Origin of the sequence: Actinomadura verrucosospora, from assembly GCF_039540335.1 — a bacterium.
GTDB lineage: Bacteria > Actinomycetota > Actinomycetes > Streptosporangiales > Streptosporangiaceae > Spirillospora > Spirillospora verrucosospora.
Genome location: NZ_BAABEV010000030.1, coordinates 96,964 through 115,429, shown reverse-complemented (window position 1 = coordinate 115,429; position 18,466 = coordinate 96,964). Strand labels below are relative to the sequence as shown.

Genomic DNA, 18,466 nt, shown 5'->3' with positions numbered 1-18,466 from the left:
GCCGTCCGGACGCCCTCACACGTCCGCAACGTCCCTGGCGACGAGCAGTACTGGATCGTGGTGCCGCGCAGCGGCGTCTGGATCGCCGGGCTGCCCGGCCTCGCCGTCACGGCCGCGGTGGCCGCCGCCTGCGGCTGGGCCCGCACCCGCCGCTCCGCCGTGCCGCGCGCCCTGGCGTCGCCGTGGCCGGTCGCGCTCGCCATGCTCGCCGGGGCGGGCTGCCTCGCCGCCGGTGTCCGGCTCGACCTGATCGACAACCCGGCGGCCCCGTCCGGACCGCTCGGCGACATCGCCCCGCAGCTGCTCGGGCTCGTGATCGTCGGGCGGCTCGCGGTCGAGCTGTGGCGCCCGAAGCCGCCCGGCGGCGGCTCCGGCGGCCCGATCCCGCTCAGCTGGACGGCGCCGGGGCAGGGTCCGCCTGACGGGACGGCGCCCGGCGGCGGGTCAGCCGCTGGACCGGCCACTCCACCAGGTAGTGGGTCAGGGCCCCCGCTGCGATGGTCGCCGCAGCCACCACCGGCAGATCCGTCGCGACGTTCCCCCGGAAGCCGCGGCCGGTCGCGTCGAACCAGGCGATGATGATCAGGAGCTGCCACAGGAACACGCCGTAGGAGATCCGGCCGAGGAACCGCATCACCGGGTTCCCCAGGATCGCGCCGAGCGCCGGATGGTCCGCCGGAGCCAGCGCCACCGGCGCCACGAGCGCCGCCGCGCACAGCCCGAACACCACCACGTGCAGCAGGGACGTCCAGAAGGCGTCCGGCGTCTGGAGGCTGAGCGGCCCGGCGGCGGGCGTCGCCGCCACCACGTACAGCATCGCCGCCGCGACCCAGCACGCCGCCCACGAGTCGGAGACGGCGCGGCACACCGCGGCCACGGGACGGCGCTCGTCCAGCCGCGCCCACACCGTCACCACCGCGAGCGCCATCCCGATCGCGAACCAGGCGAAGTACCGCGGCAGCCAGACCCCCATCCCGGTGTGCCGCTCCGGGACGAACATGAGGACGGTCCACGGCAGCGACAGCGCCGCGTACACGCCGATGCCGACGAGGAGGCGCCGGGCGCGGACGCCGACGTCGCGGCTGCCCGTCCGGCGCGCGTACCAGGAGAGGGCGGCCGCGGTGAACGGCAGCAGGACGTACCAGCCGGCCTCGACGACGAGGCTCCACATCTGCCCGAGGTGCGCGGGCCCGAGGTCGCCGTTCCACCACGGGTCGGGCAGGTAGGTCTGCGTCAGGGTGAGCAGCGATCCCCAGGTCAGCGGGTCGCCGACGTGGTCGCGCCCGGCCGTGAACATGAACACCACGACCACGGCCCAGTACGCGGGCAGGATGCGGAACACGCGCCTGCGCAGGTACTCGGCCGTCCGCGGCGCGGCCCGCCCGTCCAGGACGGCCGCCGCCCACGGGCGGTAGAGCAGCAGCCCGGAGAGCGCGAAGAAGATCGGCACGCCCACCTGGCCGCCGTTGAACAGCCACCGCGCGCCGTTCGGGTTGGTGATCGAACCGGCCGCGCTCGCGACATGGAAGACCAGGACGACGAGCGCCGCCACGGCGCGCAGGCCGTCCACGGTGTCCTGATGCCCCGAAACGGGCGGCGCCGCAGACCGGACCCCCCGCTCACCATCCCTCACGAACCAGGCCCCCCGAGCACGCCATGGTTCTCGACCCCGCCAAGCCCCCCAACCCCCTCACCCTGCCGAAGCGCGTCCGACTCTCCGAGCACGACTTGCTCGTTGAGCGGGGCGTGCCTCCCGAGTGTGGCGCGCTTCCCGGATCCGTCGTGCTGCCGGAGCGCGTCCGGCTTTCCGGGCGCGTCTTGCTCTCCGAGCGCGTCTTGCTCTCCGAGCGGGACTTGCTCTCTGGGAGTGGCGTGCTTCCCGCGTGTGGCGCGCTTTCCCGATCTGCCGTGCTGCCGGAGCGCGTCTTGCTCTCTAGGCGGGTCTTGCTTTTCGAGTGTGGGGTGGTCGTTGAGGGGGGTGTTTTTTCTGAGTACCAGGACGAGGTTCCAGGTGGCGACTTCGCGTAGGCCCGGGACGCGGACGACGGCCTCCGCCCAGCGCGGGTGGTAGCGGGGCAGCGCGTCCAGGACGGTCGCCTGGTCGTTCCCGCGGGCCCACCTGAGCGCCGACGACACCGACACCGGATGCAGGCCCGACCCGAACCGGTTCTTCGGCGGGAACCCGTTCCGGCGCTCGTAGCGCCGCGCGGCCCGGTCGCCGCCGAGATAGTGCCAGGGGGACGTCTCGTGGCCGCCCCACGGGGACAGCCAGTTGGTGAACGACAGGAAGACCGTCCCGCCGGGCCTGGTCACCCGGACCATCTCGTCGGCCATGCGCCAGGGGTCGGGGACGTGCTCCAGGACGTTCGACGAGAAGCACACGTCGACCGACCCCGTGCGGAAGGGGAGGGCCAGTGCGCTCCCGACGAGGGTGTTCGGCACGTCGAGGGCGTGCGCGGTCAGTTCGGAGAGGTCGTGGTCGATGCCGGTGCAGCGCGCGCCGGCGTCCGCCAGCGCGCGGGCGAAGAACCCGGAGCCGGTCCCCACGTCGACGACCGTCGCGCCCGCCAGATCGGCGTACGAGCCGAGCTGCGCGACGGTGTCGCGCGCCATCAGCTCGTAGAAGTACTCCGGTTCGCTCTGCTCGCGCCGGAAAGCGCTCAGCAGCCGGACCGACCGCGCCAGCGTGGCCCGGTGCCCGTTCCCGGGACGTGTTCCGTCCCGCCTGGGGGGCGCCGCCGCCATCGCCACCTCACCGTCCGTGTCGTCGAGCCCGGTCGTCCCGCCGATCGGGCGCCCGCAAGGTAACGGGGAGCTTACCGACCAGTACAGCGGTCCGGTAGGGTGACCCGGACATGCTGGAGGTGGGGCCCGGCGGCTCGGCGAGGCCCCCGCCCGCCGTGCGAGCGACGGCAGCCCCGGAGGTGTTCATGCGGCGACCGGTCGGCCTGGTCCTGATCGGCCTTGGCGCGTTCTTCCTCACGCTCGCGCCGCTCGTCCGTTTCTACGTCGCCGACCAGGTGGTCGTCGCTCCTCTGAACCGCTACCAGGTGACGAACCTGGAGTCGAAGGGCTCCACGTACTTCGACGAGGCCGACCTCAAGCTCAAGACCGGCGTCACCCTGCTGGCCAAGAACACCGTCCGCGGGGACGTCCGCGCCAACGAGGGCAACGACGACATCGCGGTCTGGGACTCCACCACCAACATCTACAACCAGGACAAGCCGGACAAGCCCGTTCAGATCCAGGGCTACCGCATCGCCTTCGACCGCCGGACCGGCGTCCTGACCAACTGCTGCGGCGCCAACGTCGACGGCGACAACGGCGTCCGGATGACCGGGTACGGGCTGCTGTTCCCCATCGCGAACGTGCAGAAGAAGGACTACCCCTTCTACGACATGACGACCAAGCAGACGGCGCCGATGCAGTTCAACGCCGTCGAGAAGGTCCACGGGCTGACGACGTACCGGTTCACCCAGACGATCCCGCTCACCAAGACGGCGGCGCTGGACGCCAAGCTGCCCGCGAAGATGCTCGGCCTGCCCGACGACGCGGGGAGCCAGAAGGTCGACCGGTACACCGAGGCCTACAACACCGTCTGGGTCGACCCGCGCACGGGCATCCCGGTCAAGCACCGCGAGAACATTCGCAGCACCGTCCGCACGGCCGACGGCAGGGGCTCGATGATCGTCGCGCAGGCCGACCTCATCACCGTCGACAGGGACCAGAAGGGCCTGGTCGCCATGGCGAACAGCACCGCCCTGCAGATCGACATGGTGCGCAGCTACATCCCGGCCGCCGGCGTCCTGCTCGGCCTGATCCTGCTCTTCGTCGGCGGCCACTTCGGCATGTCCCGCCGCGAGGCCCCGCCCCTGGAGGCCCCGCGCCGCCCTGACGGCAAGTTCGGCGACATGACCTCGCCCGGCCCGCGCAGGCCGTCCGGCCCGCCCGGACCGTCCAAGCCGTCCGCGACGCCCACCGAATCAGCCGCGCCCGTCGTCCCCTCCGCCGGTCCGCCCGAGCCCCGCCGCACGGCGCCCCGCAGCCAGCGCCAGCAACGCAAGGCCGCAGGCCCCGCGAAGCGCCGCTGACCCCACGGGCAGGCCCGGCTCGCCGCCCCCTCGCCCTGCCCAGCCGCCCACGCCCGTATCCCAGTACGAGCTGCGACCGCCTGCCGGTCCGCACGCCGCACCGTCACCCCCGCCCGCGCCGCCTCCCGCCCCGCGCCGCCTCCCGCCCCGCGCCGCCTCATGCCTGCGCTACCTGCGCCCCCTGCGGCCCGCGTTGCCCGCGGCCTGCGCCACCTACGGCCTGCGTTGCTTGGGGCCCGCGTTGTCTGCGGCCTGCGCCACCTACGGCCTGCGTTGCTTGGGGCCCGCGTTGTCTGCGGCCTGGGCCACCTGCGGCCTGGGCCACCTACGGCCTGGGCCACCTACGGCCTGGGCCACCTACGGCCTGCGCCGCCTGCGGGCCGTGTTGCCTTTGCTTTGCTGGTGCGGGGTTTCCTGTGCGTCGGCCCGTGGCGCTGAAGGCGCTTTTGATACGTGTTCTAGAAGGTGGGCTAGCGGGCGTCCGGGATGAGATTCCTAACTAGAACCTGTTGCAGTTTTGCGGGTCCGCGCCTAGGGTCGAGGCTGTGCGGACACGAGTCACCGAACTATTCGGCATCGAGTACCCGATCTTCGCGTTCAGTCATTGCCGCGACGTGGTCGCGGCGGTGAGCCGCGCCGGCGGCATGGGCGTCCTCGGCGCCCTGCACTTCACCCCCGAGGAGCTCGAACTCGAGCTGAAGTGGATCGACGAGCATGTGGGGGGCAAGCCCTACGGCGTGGACGTCGTGATGCCCGCCAAGTACGAGGGCGCCGACGTCGGCGACGCCGAGGAGCTGCTCGGCAAGCTTCAGGGCATGATCCCGGGGCAGCACCGGGAGTTCCTGGAGAACCTGCTGGCCGAGCACGGGGTCGACCCGCCCAGCGAGCAGGCCGGCAAGGCGCTGCTCGGCTGGACGGACGTGACCGCGCGGCCGCAGGTCGAGGTGGCGCTCAAGCACCCGATCGCGCTTCTGGCCAACGCGCTCGGCCCGCCCCCGGCGGACGTCGTCGAGCAGGCGCACGAGCACGGGGTGAAGGTCGCCGGGCTGGCCTCCAACGCGCGGCACGCCCGCAAGCAGGTCGAGGTCGGCGTGGACATCATCGTCGCGCAGGGCACCGAGGCGGGCGGGCACACCGGCGACGTCGCCACCATGGTCCTCATCCCCGAGGTCGTGGACGCCGTCGGCGAGGACACCATCGTGCTCGCGGCGGGCGGCATCGGCCGGGGCCGCCAGATGGCCGCCGGCATGGCGCTCGGCGCGGACGGCGTCTGGACGGGCTCGATCTGGCTGACGGTCGACGAGGCCGACACCCCCGAGCGGGCCCTGCCGAAGCTGCTCAACGCCACGTCCCGCGACACCGTCCGGTCCCGGGCCTGGACGGGCAAGCCCGCGCGCTTCCTCAAGACCGCGTGGACCGAGGCGTGGGAGAGCGAGAACTCGCCGGGCTACCTCCCGATGCCCATGCAGTTCATGCTGATCGCCGACGCCCTGCCCCGGATCCAGCGGTCCGGCGACGGGGAGCTCGTCACCTTCCCGGTGGGCCAGATCGTCGGATCGATGAACCAGGTGAAGCCGGCCGCCCAGGTCGTCTACGACCTGATCGAGGAGTACGTCGAGGCGATCGAGCGCCTGAACGCCATCACCGAGGGCTGACCGCCCCGAAGGCCCCGGCCGGTGCTGTTCCTCCCAGCCCCGGCCGGGGCCGCGCGCTTTCCCGGGCGCGCGGCGACCGCACGAAGATCATCAAAGCGCCTGATACCGGCGGTGGCCGCTGTTACGGTGTGCCCGCACCAAGATCATTTTTACGGGGAAAGGTATCGGGTGAAGAGAAGCAGAAGGCTCGCCGTGTTCGCGGGGTCCACCCTCGTTCTGGGGGCGGTCGCCGCCGTCGGAATCGCCGCGGCGCAGCCGGGCGAGCACCGCGCGGCGTCCGTCGCGGGCGCCGCCGCGACCACGTGGCCGCTCGTCCAGAGCAGCCCGAACACCGACACCGGAACCAGCCTCAGCGGTCTGGCCGCGGCACCGGACGGCACCATGTGGGCCGCCGGCGGCCGGCAGGCGAGCGGCGTCTACAAGCCGATCCTCCAGCGCCTGACCGGCGACACCTGGAGCAACGTGGCGCTGCCGGCGGCCGCCGCCCCGTACCGCTTCAACGCCGCCGCGGCCACGTCGGCGTCGAACCTGTGGCTGGCCGCCCAGCTCAACACCTCGGGTGACTCCCACGCCGTGCTGCGCTGGAACGGCACGGCCTGGAGCACGTTCAAGGTCCCGCTGGGCTTCCAGCCCAGCGACATCGCCACCGCGGGCCCCGGCAGCACGTGGGTGGTCAGCAGCTCGGCGGCCAAGCACTGGAACGGCACGGCCTGGGCCGACACCCCGATCGGGATCAAGCCCCGCGCGATCACGGCCGTCTCGTCCACCAGCGCGTGGGCGGTCGGCTGGGCCGAGGGGCAGCCCGCCACGGCCCACTGGAACGGCACCTCGTGGACCAACGTCCCGTTCCCCCGGGTCGACGGCGTGGACGTCAACAGTGAGATCGCGTCCACCCTGAGCGACGTGTACGCCGCCTCCGCGAACGACGTCTGGGCGGTCGGGTCGGTGCGGGTGGTCGACGAATCGGGCAAGAAGGTCTCGCGTTCGCTGCTGGCGCACTGGAACGGCACCGTGTGGAGCAACACCCTCGGCGCCCCCGGCACCTACCTGACCAAGGTCGCCTCGGACGGCGCGGGCGGTATCTGGGTCTCCGCCGGCACCACCATGCGCCACCGCACTGCGGCGGGCGTCTGGTCCGACGAGACCGTGGCCCAGCCCACTGGGACGAGGGCCAACCCGACGGCGCTGGCCCTCCGCCCGGGCACCACGACCATGTGGGCGGTCGGTTGGACGAGCAACAGCGCGACCGGGTGGGCCGACCTGGCTCACTGGCGCAGCAGCTGACGACCGCATAGAAGGAACCCGGCCGGCGCCGTTCCTCTGGCGCCGGCCGGGCTCCTCGGCCCGGGGGCGGGTCAGAAGCGGGTCATCCAGGACAGTGCGCGGGCCAGGACGTAGTAGACGGCGCCCGCGAGGGCCCAGTTGATGTAGAGCTGCTCGTCGGGGTCGCTGCGCGTGAAGACGTCGTGGAACGGCGTGGCGAGCCAGCGTCCCGCGTCGAGCGTGGCGTCCACCAGGGTGTTGCCGGGGTTCGCGCCGCCCCACGTCAGCAGCATGCCGAGGGCGAGGATCGCGACCGCCGCCCAGCCCGCCGCCATGATCATCGCGCTGACGGGGTTCGGCCTGGTGCGCCGCCAGCGCGGCGGCTTGCGCTGGACGGCCGTGCCGTCCGTCCGCCGCCAGAGCGCCCGCCGGGGCGGACGGGGGGACGTCTCCTCCGGCGTCTCGTGCTTGCGTCCTAGATGCAAGGCCATGGCCTCGTCCTTCCGTGCTCGCCTTCGCCCCAGGCGATGCCACGGGAGGCGCCCCGCAAACCCGGCCCCTATTTACGGACAGTCCATTTCCGGCCGGACGGACGTCACTTGCCGTGGTAGACGGGCGGGCGCTTCTCCTTGAAGGCGCGCGAGCCCTCCTTGGCGTCCTCGGAGCCGATGACCGGCCAGCCGATCTCGTCGGAGATCTTGAGGGCGTCCTCCTCGGACAGGTGCTGGGTCTCGCGGTAGGTGCGCAGGATGCCCTGGACGGCGAGCGGGCCGCAGGCGGCGATCTGGTCGGCCAGCTCGCGGGCTGCGGCCAGCGCCTGCCCGTCCGGGACGATCTTGTTGATGAGGCCCATGGCGAGGGCCTCCCGCGGGGTGACCGAGCGGGCGGTCAGCAGGATGTCCATCGCGTTGGCGTAGCCGATCTGGCGGGGGAGCCGGATCGCGGAGCCGCCCATGGGGAACAGGCCGCGCTTCGCCTCGTACAGGCCGAGGGTGGCGCCCTCGGCGACCACGCGCAGGTCGGTGCCGACGAGCAGCTCGGTGCCGCCCGCCACGGCGTAGCCCTCGATGGCGCAGATCAGCGGCTTGGTCGGCTGGCCCTCGCGCAGCAGGCCCTTCCAGTGGAAGTTGGGGATCTGCGCCATCCGCTCCCGGACGCGGGGGTCGGACGGCTGCTGCCCCATGGCCTTCAGGTCGGCGCCGGCGCAGAACGTGCCCTCGGCCCCGGTGAGGATGGCGACGCGCACCTCAGGGGTGTCGGAGATGTAGGTCCAGGCGTCGGCGAGGCCCACCAGCATGGACGAGCTGAGCGCGTTGCGCGCCTCCGGGCGGTTCATCGTGACGATGACGACGTGGCCGTCGCGCTCGACGACGCAGTGCTCGGTGCTGATCGGCAGCCGTTCCGTCATGGTTCCTCCAGCTCAGATGTCAAACGAGAACAGATTCTAGTTAAGCCGCTGCCCTACCGGTAGGGGTTGAACTGCAAAACGAGAACGTGATCTACTTTGGCTGCCGGGCGTCCGCAGCGGGCGCCGGTGCTCTGTGCTCTGTGTGCTCTGTGCTCACGTAGGGAGATCCGATGGGGTCATTGGGCTTTTGGCGGCTGGCGCAGGCCGATCCCGAGTGGGTCGCCGCCATCGATCCGGACGGGACGCAGCACGCCGCGGGCGACCTGCTGGCACGCGCGAACCGGCTCGTCCACGGCTTGCGCGCGCTCGGACTGGAGAAGGGCGACGGCATCTGCGGCCTCGTCCCGAACGGCGCGGACGGGGTCGTCCTCTACCTGGCGGCGCTCCAGGCGGGCTGGTACTACACGCCGATCAACTGGCATCTGACCGGCCCGGAGATCGGCTACATCGTCGCCGACAGCGAGGCCAAGGCGTTTTTCGTCCACGAGCGGTACGCCGCCGAGGGCGCGCGGGCGGGCGAGGAGATCGAGGCGCACCGGCGGTTCGCGTTCGGGGAGGTCGAGGGCTTCCGGCCGATCGCGGAACTCGTCGACGGGCAGCCCGACACCCTGCCGGACGACCGCAGCAACGGCGCCACGATGCACTACACGTCCGGGACGACGGGACGGCCGAAGGGCGTCAAGCGGGCGCTGGCCGGGCTCGACCCCGACGACAGCGCCGAGCTGATGACGTTCCTGCTCGGCATGTTCGGCATCCCTCCGGGCCGCCCGGCCGGGGGAGAGCACCAGGCGCACCTCGTCACCTCCCCGAACTACCACACGGCCGTCACCCAGTTCGGCGGGACGGCCCTGCAGATGGGCCACACGCTCGTCTACATGGACAGGTGGGACGCCGAGGAGACCCTGCGGCTGATCCAGGAGCACCGCGTCAGCAACACCCACATGGTGCCGACGCACTTCAAGCGGCTGCTGTCGCTGCCGGAGGACGTCCGGTCCCGGTACGACGTGTCGAGCATGAAGTGGGCGATCCACGCGGCGGCGCCGTGCCCCGTGCCGCTCAAGCAGCAGATGCTCGACTGGTGGGGCGACTGCATCTGGGAGTACTACGCGGCGACGGAGGGCGGCGGGACGATCGCCAGCCCGGCCGACTGGCGCGCCCACCCCGGCACCGTCGGCAACGCCTGGCCGATCAGCGAGCTGCTGATCGTGGACGACGACGGCGAGCCCGTCCCCACCGGGACGCACGGCACGATCTACATGAAGATGGCCGGCGTCGAGTTCGAGTACAAGGGCGACAAGGAGAAGACGGAGAAGAACCGGCTGAAGGACTTCTTCACCGTCGGGGACATCGGGTACCTGACCGAGGACGGGTTCCTGTTCCTGTCCGACCGCAAGGCCGACATGATCATTTCGGGCGGGGCGAACATCTACCCGGCCGAGATCGAGAACGAGATCATCCTGCATCCCAAGGTCGGGGACGTGGCCGTGTTCGGCATCCCGGACGACGAGTGGGGCGAGCAGATCAAGGCCGTGGTGGAGCCCGCCGAGGGCGTCGAGCCCGGCCCGGGGCTCGCCGAGGAGATCCTCGCGTCGCTGGAGGGGCGGCTGGCCAAGATGAAGTGGCCGAGGTCCGTCGACTTCATCGAGGCGATGCCGCGCGAACCCAACGGCAAGCTCCTCAAGCGCAAGCTCAGGGACCCGTACTGGAAGGACCGCGACAGTGCCATCTGACACGGCGCCCGTCGAGAACGCGCCCGCCGACGCCGGGCCGCCCGAGCCGAACCACGTCCTGGAGTTCCCCGGCGGCTACACGCGCTCGGTCGGCCCGGTGATCGGCCGCTTCTTCAGCGAGCTGCGCGACGGCCGGCTGGTCGGCGTCCGGACCGCGGACGGCAGGGTCCTCGTCCCGCCGTCGGAGTACGACCCGCAGACGGGCGAGGACGTGACGGACGAGTTCGTCGAGGTCGGCCCGGTCGGGACGGTCACGACCTGGTCGTGGGTGGCGCACCCGGCGAAGGAGCACCCGCTCGACCGCCCGTTCGCCTGGGCGCTGATCCGCCCGGACGGCGCCGACACCGCGCTCCTGCACGCCCTCGACCTCGGCATCTTCGAGGAGGGCGCGAAGCCGCCGAAGTTCCTCAGGACCGGGATGCGCGTCCGCCCCCGGTGGCGGGCCGAGCGCACCGGCGGGATCGGCGACATCGAGTGCTTCCAGCCCGAGGTCACCATGATCAACGCGCCGACGCGGCTGGAGTACCGCCTGAAGGGCGGGCAGGCCCTGCGGCGCTTCCTGGAGGGCATGTCCGAGGGCCGCATCCTCGGCCACCGGTGCCCGGTGTGCGAATCGGTGATCGTCCCGATGAAGGGGCTGTGCCCGCGCGACGGCGTCCCCACGACCGAGGAGGTGGAGCTGCCCGACACCGGCACCGTCACCACCTTCGCGGTCAACAACATCCCCGACCCGCGCGCGCCCGAGGTGCCGTTCGTGTCCGCCTACGTCCTGCTGGACGGCGCGGGCCTGACGATGCTGACGCTCGTGGCGGGCATCCCGGCCGACCAGGTCCGGATGGGCATGCGGGTGAAGGCGGCGTGGCGGCCCCGCGAGGAGTGGGAGCGGACGATGGGCAACATCAAGTGGTTCGAGCCGATCGACGAGCCCGACGTCCCCTTCGAAGAGATCAAGGACTTCATGTGATGCCTCGTCCCGTGGCCGTGGTCGCGTTCGCGCAGACCGAGCACAGCGGTGAGGACCGGGGGATGGCCGAGATCGAGATCCTGGCCCCCGTCATCACCGAGATCAAGGAGCGGACGGGCCAGAAGCAGTTCGGCTTCACCTGCTCCGGATCCTGCGACTACCTCGCCGGCGCCCCCTTCGCGTTCGTGTCGGCGCTGGACGCCATCGGCGCGTGGCCGCCGATCTCCGAGAGCCACGTCGAGATGGACGCCGCGTGGGCGCTGTACGAGGCGTGGGTGAGGCTCCAGCACGGCGACATCGACACCGCGCTCGTGTACGGGTTCGGCAAGTCGTCGCAGGGGAACCTGCGCGCGGTCCTCACCCAGCAGCTCGACCCGTACCACCTGGCGCCGCTCGGCATCGACGCGGTGTCCCTGGCCGCGCTCCAGGCCCGCGCCTTCATGGAGCGGTCGGGCGCGAAGGAGGACGACCTGCGCGCCGTCGCCGCGCGGTCCCGTGAGGCCGGGCGCGGCAACCCGTTCGCGCTGCACCTGCCCGACCCCGAGGGCGACGACTACGACGTCGCCCCGCTGCACCCCTACGACGTCGCGCCCGTCACCGACGGCGCCGCCGCGATCGTCCTCGCGGCGGGCGACCGGGCCCGCGAGCTGTGCGAGCGCCCCGCGTGGATCACCGGGATCGACCACCGCACCGAGCCGCACGCGCCGGGCGTCCGCGACCTGAGCCGCTCGGAGTCGGCCCGCGTCGCGGGCGAGAGGGCCGGCGCGACCGGGATCGAGGTCGCCGAGCTGCACGCGCAGTACACGCACGAGGAGCTGATCCTGCGGGAGGCGCTCGGCCTGGGCGAGGACACGGCGGTCAACCCGTCCGGCGGGCCGCTGTCGGCGAACCCGATGATGGCCGCCGGCCTCATCCGGATCGGCGAGGCCGCGGCCCGCGTCCACGACGGGTCGGCGTCCCGCGTGCTGGGGCACGCCTCGTCCGGCCCCTGCCTCCAGCAGAACCTCGTCTGCGTCCTGTCGGGAGAGAACCATGGCTAACCGTTGCGCGATCATCGGCGTCGGGCAGACGGCGTACAAGACCAAGCGGCTGGACGTCTCGATGGCCGGGCTGCTGCGCGAGGCGGCCCGCCGGGCGCTGGAGGACGCCCAGCTGACCTGGAAGGACATCGACGCGGTCGTCGTCGGCAAGGCCCCCGACCTGTTCGAGGGCGTGATGATGCCGGAGACGTTCCTCGCCGAGGCGCTCGGCGCCGCCGGGAAGCCGATCATGCGGGTGCACACCGCCGGGTCGGTTGGCGGCTCCACGGCGATCGTGGCGGCGGGGCTGATCCAGGGCGGCGTCCACGACCGCGTCCTCACGATCGCGTGGGAGAAGCAGTCGGAGTCGAACGCGACGTGGGCGCTGACGGTGAACTCGCCGTTCACGACGTCGCTGGTCGTGGGCGCGGGCGGCTACTTCGCCCCGCACATCCGCGCCTACATGCGCCGCTCGGGCGCCCCCGACCACGTCGGGACGCTCGTCGCGGTCAAGGACCGGCAGAACGCGCTGAAGAACCCGTACGCGCACCTGAAGATCCCCGGCATCTCCCGCGAGATGGTCGAGTCGACGCCCATGCTCTGGGAGCCGATCCGCTACCTGGAGACGTGCCCGTCCTCGGACGGCGCGTGCGCGATGGTGCTGGCCTCGGAGGACGCGGCGAAGCGGGCGCCGGCCCCGCCCGCGTGGGTGCACGGCACGGCGATGCGCTCGGAGCCCATGCAGTTCGCCGGGCGCGACACCGTCAGCCCGCAGGGCGGCAAGGACGCGGCGGCGGACGTCTACCGGCAGGCCGGGATCTCCGACCCGCGGCGCGAGCTGGACTGCGCCGAGGTCTACGTCCCGTTCTCCTGGTACGAGCCGATGTGGCTGGAGAACCTCGGGTTCTGCGGTGAGAGCGAGGGCTGGAAGCTCACCGAGGCGGGCGCGACGGCACTGGACGGCGACATTCCGTGGAACCCGTCCGGCGGCGTGCTGTCGTCCAACCCGATCGGGGCGTCCGGGATGATCCGGTTCGCCGAGGCGGCGCTGCAGGTGCGCGGCCGGGCGGGCGAGCACCAGGTGGACGGCGCGCGCCGCGCGCTCGGCCACGCCTACGGAGGCGGAGCCCAGTTCTTCGCCATGTGGATCGTCGGCAGCGACAAACCCTGATTCCCGGAGGCCCGTCCGATGGAGTTCAACCACGCTGACCTGTTCGAGGGCGTCGCGGACGCGATCGGGGACCGTCTCGCGCTGGTGTGCGGCGACCGGCGCCTCACCTACGCCGAGCTGGACGAGCACGCGAACCGCCTCGCGCACCACCTTTCGGACGCGGGGGTCCGGCCCGGCCAGCACGTCGCCGTCCAGCTCTACAACGGCGTCGAGTACGCCGCCGCGCTGCTGGCCGCGCTGAAGATCCGGGCCGTGCCCATCAACGTCAACTACCGGTACGTGGAGAGCGAGCTCCTCTACGTGTACAAGGACTCCGACAGCGTCGCGCTGCTGTACGACGTGGAGTTCGAGGACCGTGTCGCGGCGACCGTCCCGGAGGCGTCCGAGCTGCGGCACCTGGTCGCGGTGGGCGGCGAGCCGTCCATCCCGGGCGCGGTCGCCTACGACGAGGCCCTGAAGGACGCCTCCGGCGCACGGGACTTCCCGGCGCGCTCCAAGGACGACCTCTACATCATCTACACCGGCGGGACCACCGGGATGCCGAAGGGCGTCATGTGGTCGACCGAGCAGATGCTGCTCGCGTTCTGGAACCCCACCTTTCCCCGTCCGACCAGGCCGGAGGACGTCGTCGAGAACGCCCGGGGCGGCGGCCCGATGACCATGATGCCGGTCGCGCCGCTGATGCACGGCGCCGCCCAGATGGCCACCTGGATCGCCTGGTTCATGGGCGCGACGCTCGTCTACACGCGCAAGTTCGACGCGGCGGACGTGTGGCGGACGATCGAGCGGGAGAAGGTCAACTCGCTGACGATCACCGGTGACGCCATGGCGATCCCGATGGCCGAGGAGCTGGCGCGGGGGAACTACGACACCTCGTCCCTGCTGGCCTACGTCTCCACCGGCGCGATCTTCACCGGGACGGTCCGCGACCGCATCCAGAGGCTGCTGCCGAACACGATGATCCTGGACCGCTTCGGCTCGACCGAGTCGGGCTCGACGGCCGAGGCGGTCGCCGGCTCCACCCCGGAGAAGGGCCTGCGGTTCGCGCCGGACGTGGAGAACGTCACCGTCCTGGACGACGCGTTCCAGCCCGTGAAGCCGGGATCCGGCGTGATCGGCCAGGTCGCCCGCACGGGCCACATCGCGCAGGGCTACTACAACGACCCGGAGAAGACCGCCCGGACGTTCCCCCTGGTGGACGGCCGGCGCTGGCTGCTCACCGGCGACATCGCGACCGTGGAGGAGGACGGCTCGATCGCCGTGTACGGCCGCGGCTCGCAGGCCATCAACACCGGCGGCGAGAAGGTGTTCCCGGAAGAGGTCGAGGCCGTCCTCAAGGGCCACCCCGCCGTCTACGACGCGGTCGTGACGGGCATTCCGGACGAGCGCTGGGGCAGCCGGGTCGCGGCGGTCATCCAGCCCTCCGGCGCGGAGCCCTCCTCCGAGGAGCTGAACGAGCACTGCCGCAAGAAGCTGTCGGGCTACAAGGTGCCGCGCGTCTACGCGTTCGTCGCGGAGATGAAGCGGTCCCCGGCCGGCAAGGCGGACTACCGCTGGGCGAAGCAGGTGGCGGAGGAGGCCAGATAGGGGGCGGCCCCGAACCTTCGTGGGATTCGGGGCCAGGAGCGGACCTCTGTTAGTGGTCCTAACGAAACCCATGGTAGGTCGCGCTCCGCAGTGGTGCGATCATTGAACGGTGTCGGCTGCGCCACATGCCGTCGCCGTCCTGCCTGGTCCCGCCGGGGTGGGGTCGATAGAATCTCCCCTAGAGAGTCGCTCTTGAAATGAGTGTCTCTATATGAGAGAAATAGGGAGAGAGGTCCTCGGCGTGTCGACCCCGGAGCGCGAGCGGATGGCGGGCGAGCTGCAGATGGCGATGCAGCGCAGCACGATGTTCACGGTGCTGCTGCACCATGCCACCGCGAGCAAGGCGGGCATGAACGTCACCGACGCGCAGTGCGTCAACGCGCTGACGCTCGACGGCCCCCAGACGCCCGGCCAGCTCGCCCAGCTCATGGGCATCACGACCGGCGGCGCCATCACCGCCGTCATCGACCGCCTGGAGCGCGCCGGCTACGTCCGCCGCACCCGCGACCCCGACGACCGCCGCCGCGTGATCGTCGAACTCGTCGAGGAGAACGTCGCCCAGTTCGCCCGCTACTTCGAACCGATCGGCCGGGCCTTCCGCGACCGCCTCGACGCCTACACCGACGACCAGGTCGCCGTCCTCCTCGACTGGATCCGCCACAACAACGAGACGATGCCGTCCGTCATAGAAGAGATCCGCAAACTCCCCTGACCCCGCCCGGCGCCGGAAGCGCGGGAACCCCGCCGGTCTGCCGGCGGGGCTTCCGAAGCTGGGCGGCCGCGCGCTACTGCGTCTCGGTGATGCGGGTGGCGGTCGCGCCGGAGAAGCGGACGCTGGCGTTGTGCGGGGCGGCCTTCACCCACTCGTCGAGTCCGTCGACGGAGCACTTGCTGACGTCGGGCGGAGTGGGCGCGCCGTTGGGGCAGGTGCCTCCGGCGACGTACACGACGGTGTCGGTGGCGGTGAAGAAGGCGACGTTCCCGACGGTGTACTTGCCCGGCGCCAGGTAGCGCAGCGGCCCCCACTTGGTGGTGACCTGCCGGCCGCCCTGCTGCCCGCCCTGCTGCGCGAGCGGGGTGTGCCGGCCGCCCGGGATACCCGAGCCGCCCGGGCCCTGCGGGGTCGAAGGGCCGCCAGGCGTGGACCCGCCGTCCGGTGTCGAGGGCTCGCTCGGCGCGGGCGCGGAGGCCGCGGGCGAGGAGGGCGAGGCCGCCGCGGAGCCGCCGTCGCCGCCGCAGGCCGTCAGGCCGAGCGCCAGCGCCGCCGCCATTCCGGTGATCATGATCTTCCGCATGGGTCCTCGCTCCCGTTCTCCGTGCGCGGTCTCTCGTGATCGCGCTCTGGGGGGTGAGATGCGGGGGGACGCGGCGCGAGTTGGCGCGGCGGGACGTGATCAATCCGACCGGCCGCTCCCCGAACCCACGGTCGGCCGCGGCCGTCCGGATGTCCCGACGGCATCGAGAAGTTCGCGCGGAGCCGCCGAACTTTCCGCACCCGGAGAAAGCCTGACGGAAGGTGTCAGGTTTTAAGGGCAGGGTGGGGACACCGGCCAGTGCTGGGGGATGAAGTGTGGACCGGACCCTTCGGACTAGGACTCGTCATGCGTGAAACCAGAGAAGAACTCAAGGAGCTCCAGACCCTTCTGGACGACTCCCTTTCCCGCTCCACCGCGCATCTGCGGTCGATCATCAACACGGAGAGGACGTTGACCGCCGAGCAGCTCTGCCGGGTGCTCACCGGCATGTGCACGCTGGCGCTGTCCACGGTGACCGCCCTGGGGGAGCCGCGGATCAGCGGTGTGGACGGGCACTTCCTGCACGGCAAGTGGCACTTCGGCACGGCGCGCGAGGCGGCCAAGGCCCGCCATCTGGCCGCCCGGCCCGCCGTCAGCGCGGCGCACATGCGCGGGGAGGACCTCGGCGTGTTCACGCACGGCAGGGTGGAGATCCTCAACCCGCGGGACGCCGAACCGGCCCCGGACTGGCCGGACCTGCTCGCCTACTTCAAGGGCTTCTACGGCGGGGACGCCTTCGACTGGGACGAGGAGATCGTCTACTACCGCCTGCACCCGCACTGGATGGCCGCCTACGCGCCCGACGCCGCCAAGCTCACGGACGCGCCGTAGCGCGCGAGGCGAGAATCCGCCTAAAGGCCAGTAAGGGCTGTTAAAGAGGGGTTTTGGCCTGAGGGTGCGGGTGATGGTGACGCCGTACGCCTTCAGGCCGCCGCCACGGCGGCTCCCGAAGACCAGCACCCGCCGGGAGAGATCATGGGGACGCAGCTGGACGGGCAGACGGTCGTCCTGGTCGGCGGCAGCGCGGGGATCGGGCTGGAGACCGCCCGGCTCGCCCGGACCGAGGGGGCCGAGACCGTCCTCACCGGGCGCAGCCCCGAGCGGCTGGAGCGCGCCGCGCTGGACGTCGGGGCGCGGAGCACTGCCGTGTTCGACGCCAACGACCGGGACGCCGTGGAGGGGTTCTTCCGGGAGCTCCCCTCACCCGTCGACCACGTGCTGATCACGGCCGGAGGGCCCCGCTACAAGCCGCTGCTGGAGATGGACGCCGACGAGGTGCGCGAGGAGGTCGGCGGGCACATGGTGGTGGCGCTCCAGATCGCGCGCAGCGCGGCCCCGAGGATGCGCCCCGGGGGGACGCTCCTGCTCATGGGCGGCACCGGGGGCCGTCGCGTCCGCCGCGGGCTCGGGCTCATCTCCGCCGCCACCGCCGCGTTGCCGCCGTTCACCGCGACCCTCGCCCTCGAACTCGCGCCCGTCCGGGTCAACCTCATCGCCGCGGGCTTCGTCGACACGCCGCTGTCGGCGTCGCTTCTCGGGGACCGGCTCGACGAGCGCAGGAACGAGCTGCGGGCGACGCTCCCCATCGGCCGGGTCGTGGGTCCGGCCGACGTCGCCGCGCTGGCCGTCCACATCATGGCCAACACGGCGCTCACGGGCGCGACCTACGACATCGACGGCGGCCAGCAGCTCGTCCAGTGAAGATCAGGGGGTGAGGCGGCCTCGGAGGAGGTCCAGCAGGGTCGCCTGGACGTCGTCCAGGGAGCGGCCGGGCTGGAGGGCGCGCCAGTCCAGGGCGACGGTGAGGACCATGCCGAAGACGGCGGAGGCGGCCGTGCCGGTGTCCAGGTCGGAGCGCAGGTCGCCGGTGGCGACCGCTTCGCGCAGGACGTCGGCGACGACGCCGATGGCGCGCTCGCGGATCAGGCGGGCGGCGTGCTGCCAGTCGCCGCCGGCCCGCCACGTCTCGGCGATCAGGAGCCGGGCGAAGGGCTCGTGCTCGCCGATGAACGCCAGCTCCGCGGCGACGACGGCGTCCAGCGCCTCCAGCGGGGGGCGGCCGGACGCGGCGTCGCGGAGCGCGGTGGCGAGGCGGTCGACGCCGTACTCCAGCAGCGCCGCGAACAGCGCGGCCTTGCTGTCGAAGTTGTAGTAGACGGTGCCCTTGGCCACCCCGGCGCGCTCGGCGATCTGGTCGACGGTCGTCGCGGCGAGCCCGCTCTCGGCGATCAGCTCGATCGCCGCGGTGAAGAGCTTCTCCCGGGTCGCGATGCGGGCCACGTC

At 72.0% G+C, this 18,466-nt stretch carries 17 protein-coding genes and 1 pseudogene; 11 read left to right on the top strand and 7 right to left on the bottom strand.

From position 1 onward, the window contains the following. The 3 genes and pseudogenes from ABD944_RS28050 to ABD944_RS28040 all read right to left on the bottom strand — a co-directional run. Positions 1-203 (bottom strand): hypothetical protein (locus ABD944_RS28050; RefSeq protein WP_345181737.1); only part of this gene is annotated, 203 nt, incomplete at its 3' end. 185 nt (positions 204-388) lie between these two features. After that, positions 389-1,570, bottom strand: coding sequence for an acyltransferase family protein (locus ABD944_RS28045; protein ID WP_345181735.1), 1,182 nt, complete (start codon positions 1,568-1,570; stop codon positions 389-391). Positions 1,571-1,983: 413 nt separating this feature from the next. Beyond that, positions 1,984-2,745 (bottom strand): annotated as a pseudogene (locus ABD944_RS28040) (methyltransferase domain-containing protein); the annotation flags it as partial. 185 nt (positions 2,746-2,930) lie between these two features. On the opposite strand from ABD944_RS28040, the gene pgfA reads away from it, so the two are divergent. From pgfA to ABD944_RS28025, 3 genes are all read left to right on the top strand, one after another. After that, a complete protein-coding gene (gene pgfA, locus ABD944_RS28035) occupies positions 2,931-4,091 on the top strand; it encodes a cell envelope lipid trafficking protein PgfA (RefSeq protein WP_345181732.1) in 1,161 nt (386 codons plus the stop codon). A 545-nt stretch (positions 4,092-4,636) separates the two neighbouring features. After that, a complete protein-coding gene (locus ABD944_RS28030; protein ID WP_345181730.1) occupies positions 4,637-5,746 on the top strand; it encodes an NAD(P)H-dependent flavin oxidoreductase in 1,110 nt (369 codons plus the stop codon). Positions 5,747-5,914: 168 nt separating this feature from the next. Then, positions 5,915-7,030 carry a hypothetical protein gene (locus ABD944_RS28025; RefSeq protein WP_345181728.1) on the top strand — a complete coding sequence of 372 codons (1,116 nt, stop codon included), beginning with the start codon at positions 5,915-5,917 and terminating at the stop codon, positions 7,028-7,030. Between the two features lie 71 nt (positions 7,031-7,101). On the opposite strand, the gene ABD944_RS28020 is transcribed toward ABD944_RS28025, so the two are convergent. Together ABD944_RS28020 and ABD944_RS28015 are read right to left on the bottom strand one after the other, a co-directional pair. Beyond that, positions 7,102-7,500, bottom strand: a complete 399-nt coding sequence (locus ABD944_RS28020; RefSeq protein WP_345181726.1) for a hypothetical protein — start codon at positions 7,498-7,500, stop codon at positions 7,102-7,104. Positions 7,501-7,604: 104 nt separating this feature from the next. Next, positions 7,605-8,417 carry a crotonase/enoyl-CoA hydratase family protein gene (locus tag ABD944_RS28015; protein ID WP_345181725.1) on the bottom strand — a complete coding sequence of 271 codons (813 nt, stop codon included), beginning with the start codon at positions 8,415-8,417 and terminating at the stop codon, positions 7,605-7,607. A gap of 170 nt (positions 8,418-8,587) precedes the next feature. On the opposite strand from ABD944_RS28015, the gene ABD944_RS28010 reads away from it, so the two are divergent. The 6 genes from ABD944_RS28010 (at position 8,588) to ABD944_RS27985 (ending at position 15,600) form a co-directional block, all read left to right on the top strand. Continuing rightward, complete coding sequence (locus ABD944_RS28010) at positions 8,588-10,147, top strand: acyl-CoA synthetase (protein WP_345181723.1); 1,560 nt, start codon at positions 8,588-8,590, stop codon at positions 10,145-10,147. Beyond that, complete coding sequence (locus ABD944_RS28005; protein WP_345181720.1) at positions 10,137-11,111, top strand: Zn-ribbon domain-containing OB-fold protein; 975 nt, start codon at positions 10,137-10,139, stop codon at positions 11,109-11,111. Before ABD944_RS28010 ends, ABD944_RS28005 begins: the two co-directional genes overlap by 11 nt. Then, positions 11,111-12,151 carry a thiolase domain-containing protein gene (locus ABD944_RS28000; RefSeq protein WP_345181718.1) on the top strand — a complete coding sequence of 347 codons (1,041 nt, stop codon included), beginning with the start codon at positions 11,111-11,113 and terminating at the stop codon, positions 12,149-12,151. Before ABD944_RS28005 ends, ABD944_RS28000 begins: the two co-directional genes overlap by 1 nt. Further along, entirely contained in the window at positions 12,144-13,301 is a 1,158-nt protein-coding gene (locus ABD944_RS27995) for a thiolase domain-containing protein (RefSeq protein ID WP_345181716.1), read from the top strand. The genes ABD944_RS28000 and ABD944_RS27995 overlap by 8 nt, the downstream gene beginning before the upstream one ends. A gap of 18 nt (positions 13,302-13,319) precedes the next feature. Beyond that, complete coding sequence (locus ABD944_RS27990) at positions 13,320-14,888, top strand: acyl-CoA synthetase (RefSeq protein WP_345181714.1); 1,569 nt, start codon at positions 13,320-13,322, stop codon at positions 14,886-14,888. 241 nt (positions 14,889-15,129) lie between these two features. Beyond that, complete coding sequence (locus ABD944_RS27985) at positions 15,130-15,600, top strand: MarR family winged helix-turn-helix transcriptional regulator (RefSeq protein ID WP_345181711.1); 471 nt, start codon at positions 15,130-15,132, stop codon at positions 15,598-15,600. 73 nt (positions 15,601-15,673) lie between these two features. Here the strand turns inward: ABD944_RS27985 and ABD944_RS27980 are convergent, their stop codons facing one another. Beyond that, positions 15,674-16,183 carry a hypothetical protein gene (locus tag ABD944_RS27980; RefSeq protein WP_345181709.1) on the bottom strand — a complete coding sequence of 170 codons (510 nt, stop codon included), beginning with the start codon at positions 16,181-16,183 and terminating at the stop codon, positions 15,674-15,676. Between the two features lie 306 nt (positions 16,184-16,489). Between ABD944_RS27980 and ABD944_RS27975 the strand changes: the two genes are divergently transcribed. Together ABD944_RS27975 and ABD944_RS27970 are read left to right on the top strand one after the other, a co-directional pair. Continuing rightward, on the top strand, positions 16,490-17,014 hold the full coding sequence (locus ABD944_RS27975) for a pyridoxamine 5'-phosphate oxidase family protein (RefSeq protein ID WP_345181707.1): 525 nt from the start codon (positions 16,490-16,492) through the stop codon (positions 17,012-17,014). Between the two features lie 144 nt (positions 17,015-17,158). Then, on the top strand, positions 17,159-17,884 hold the full coding sequence (locus ABD944_RS27970) for an SDR family oxidoreductase (protein WP_345181704.1): 726 nt from the start codon (positions 17,159-17,161) through the stop codon (positions 17,882-17,884). A 3-nt stretch (positions 17,885-17,887) separates the two neighbouring features. On the opposite strand, the gene ABD944_RS27965 is transcribed toward ABD944_RS27970, so the two are convergent. Further along, positions 17,888-18,463, bottom strand: a complete 576-nt coding sequence (locus ABD944_RS27965) for a TetR/AcrR family transcriptional regulator (protein WP_345181702.1) — start codon at positions 18,461-18,463, stop codon at positions 17,888-17,890. Between the last annotated feature and the right edge of the window lie 3 nt (positions 18,464-18,466).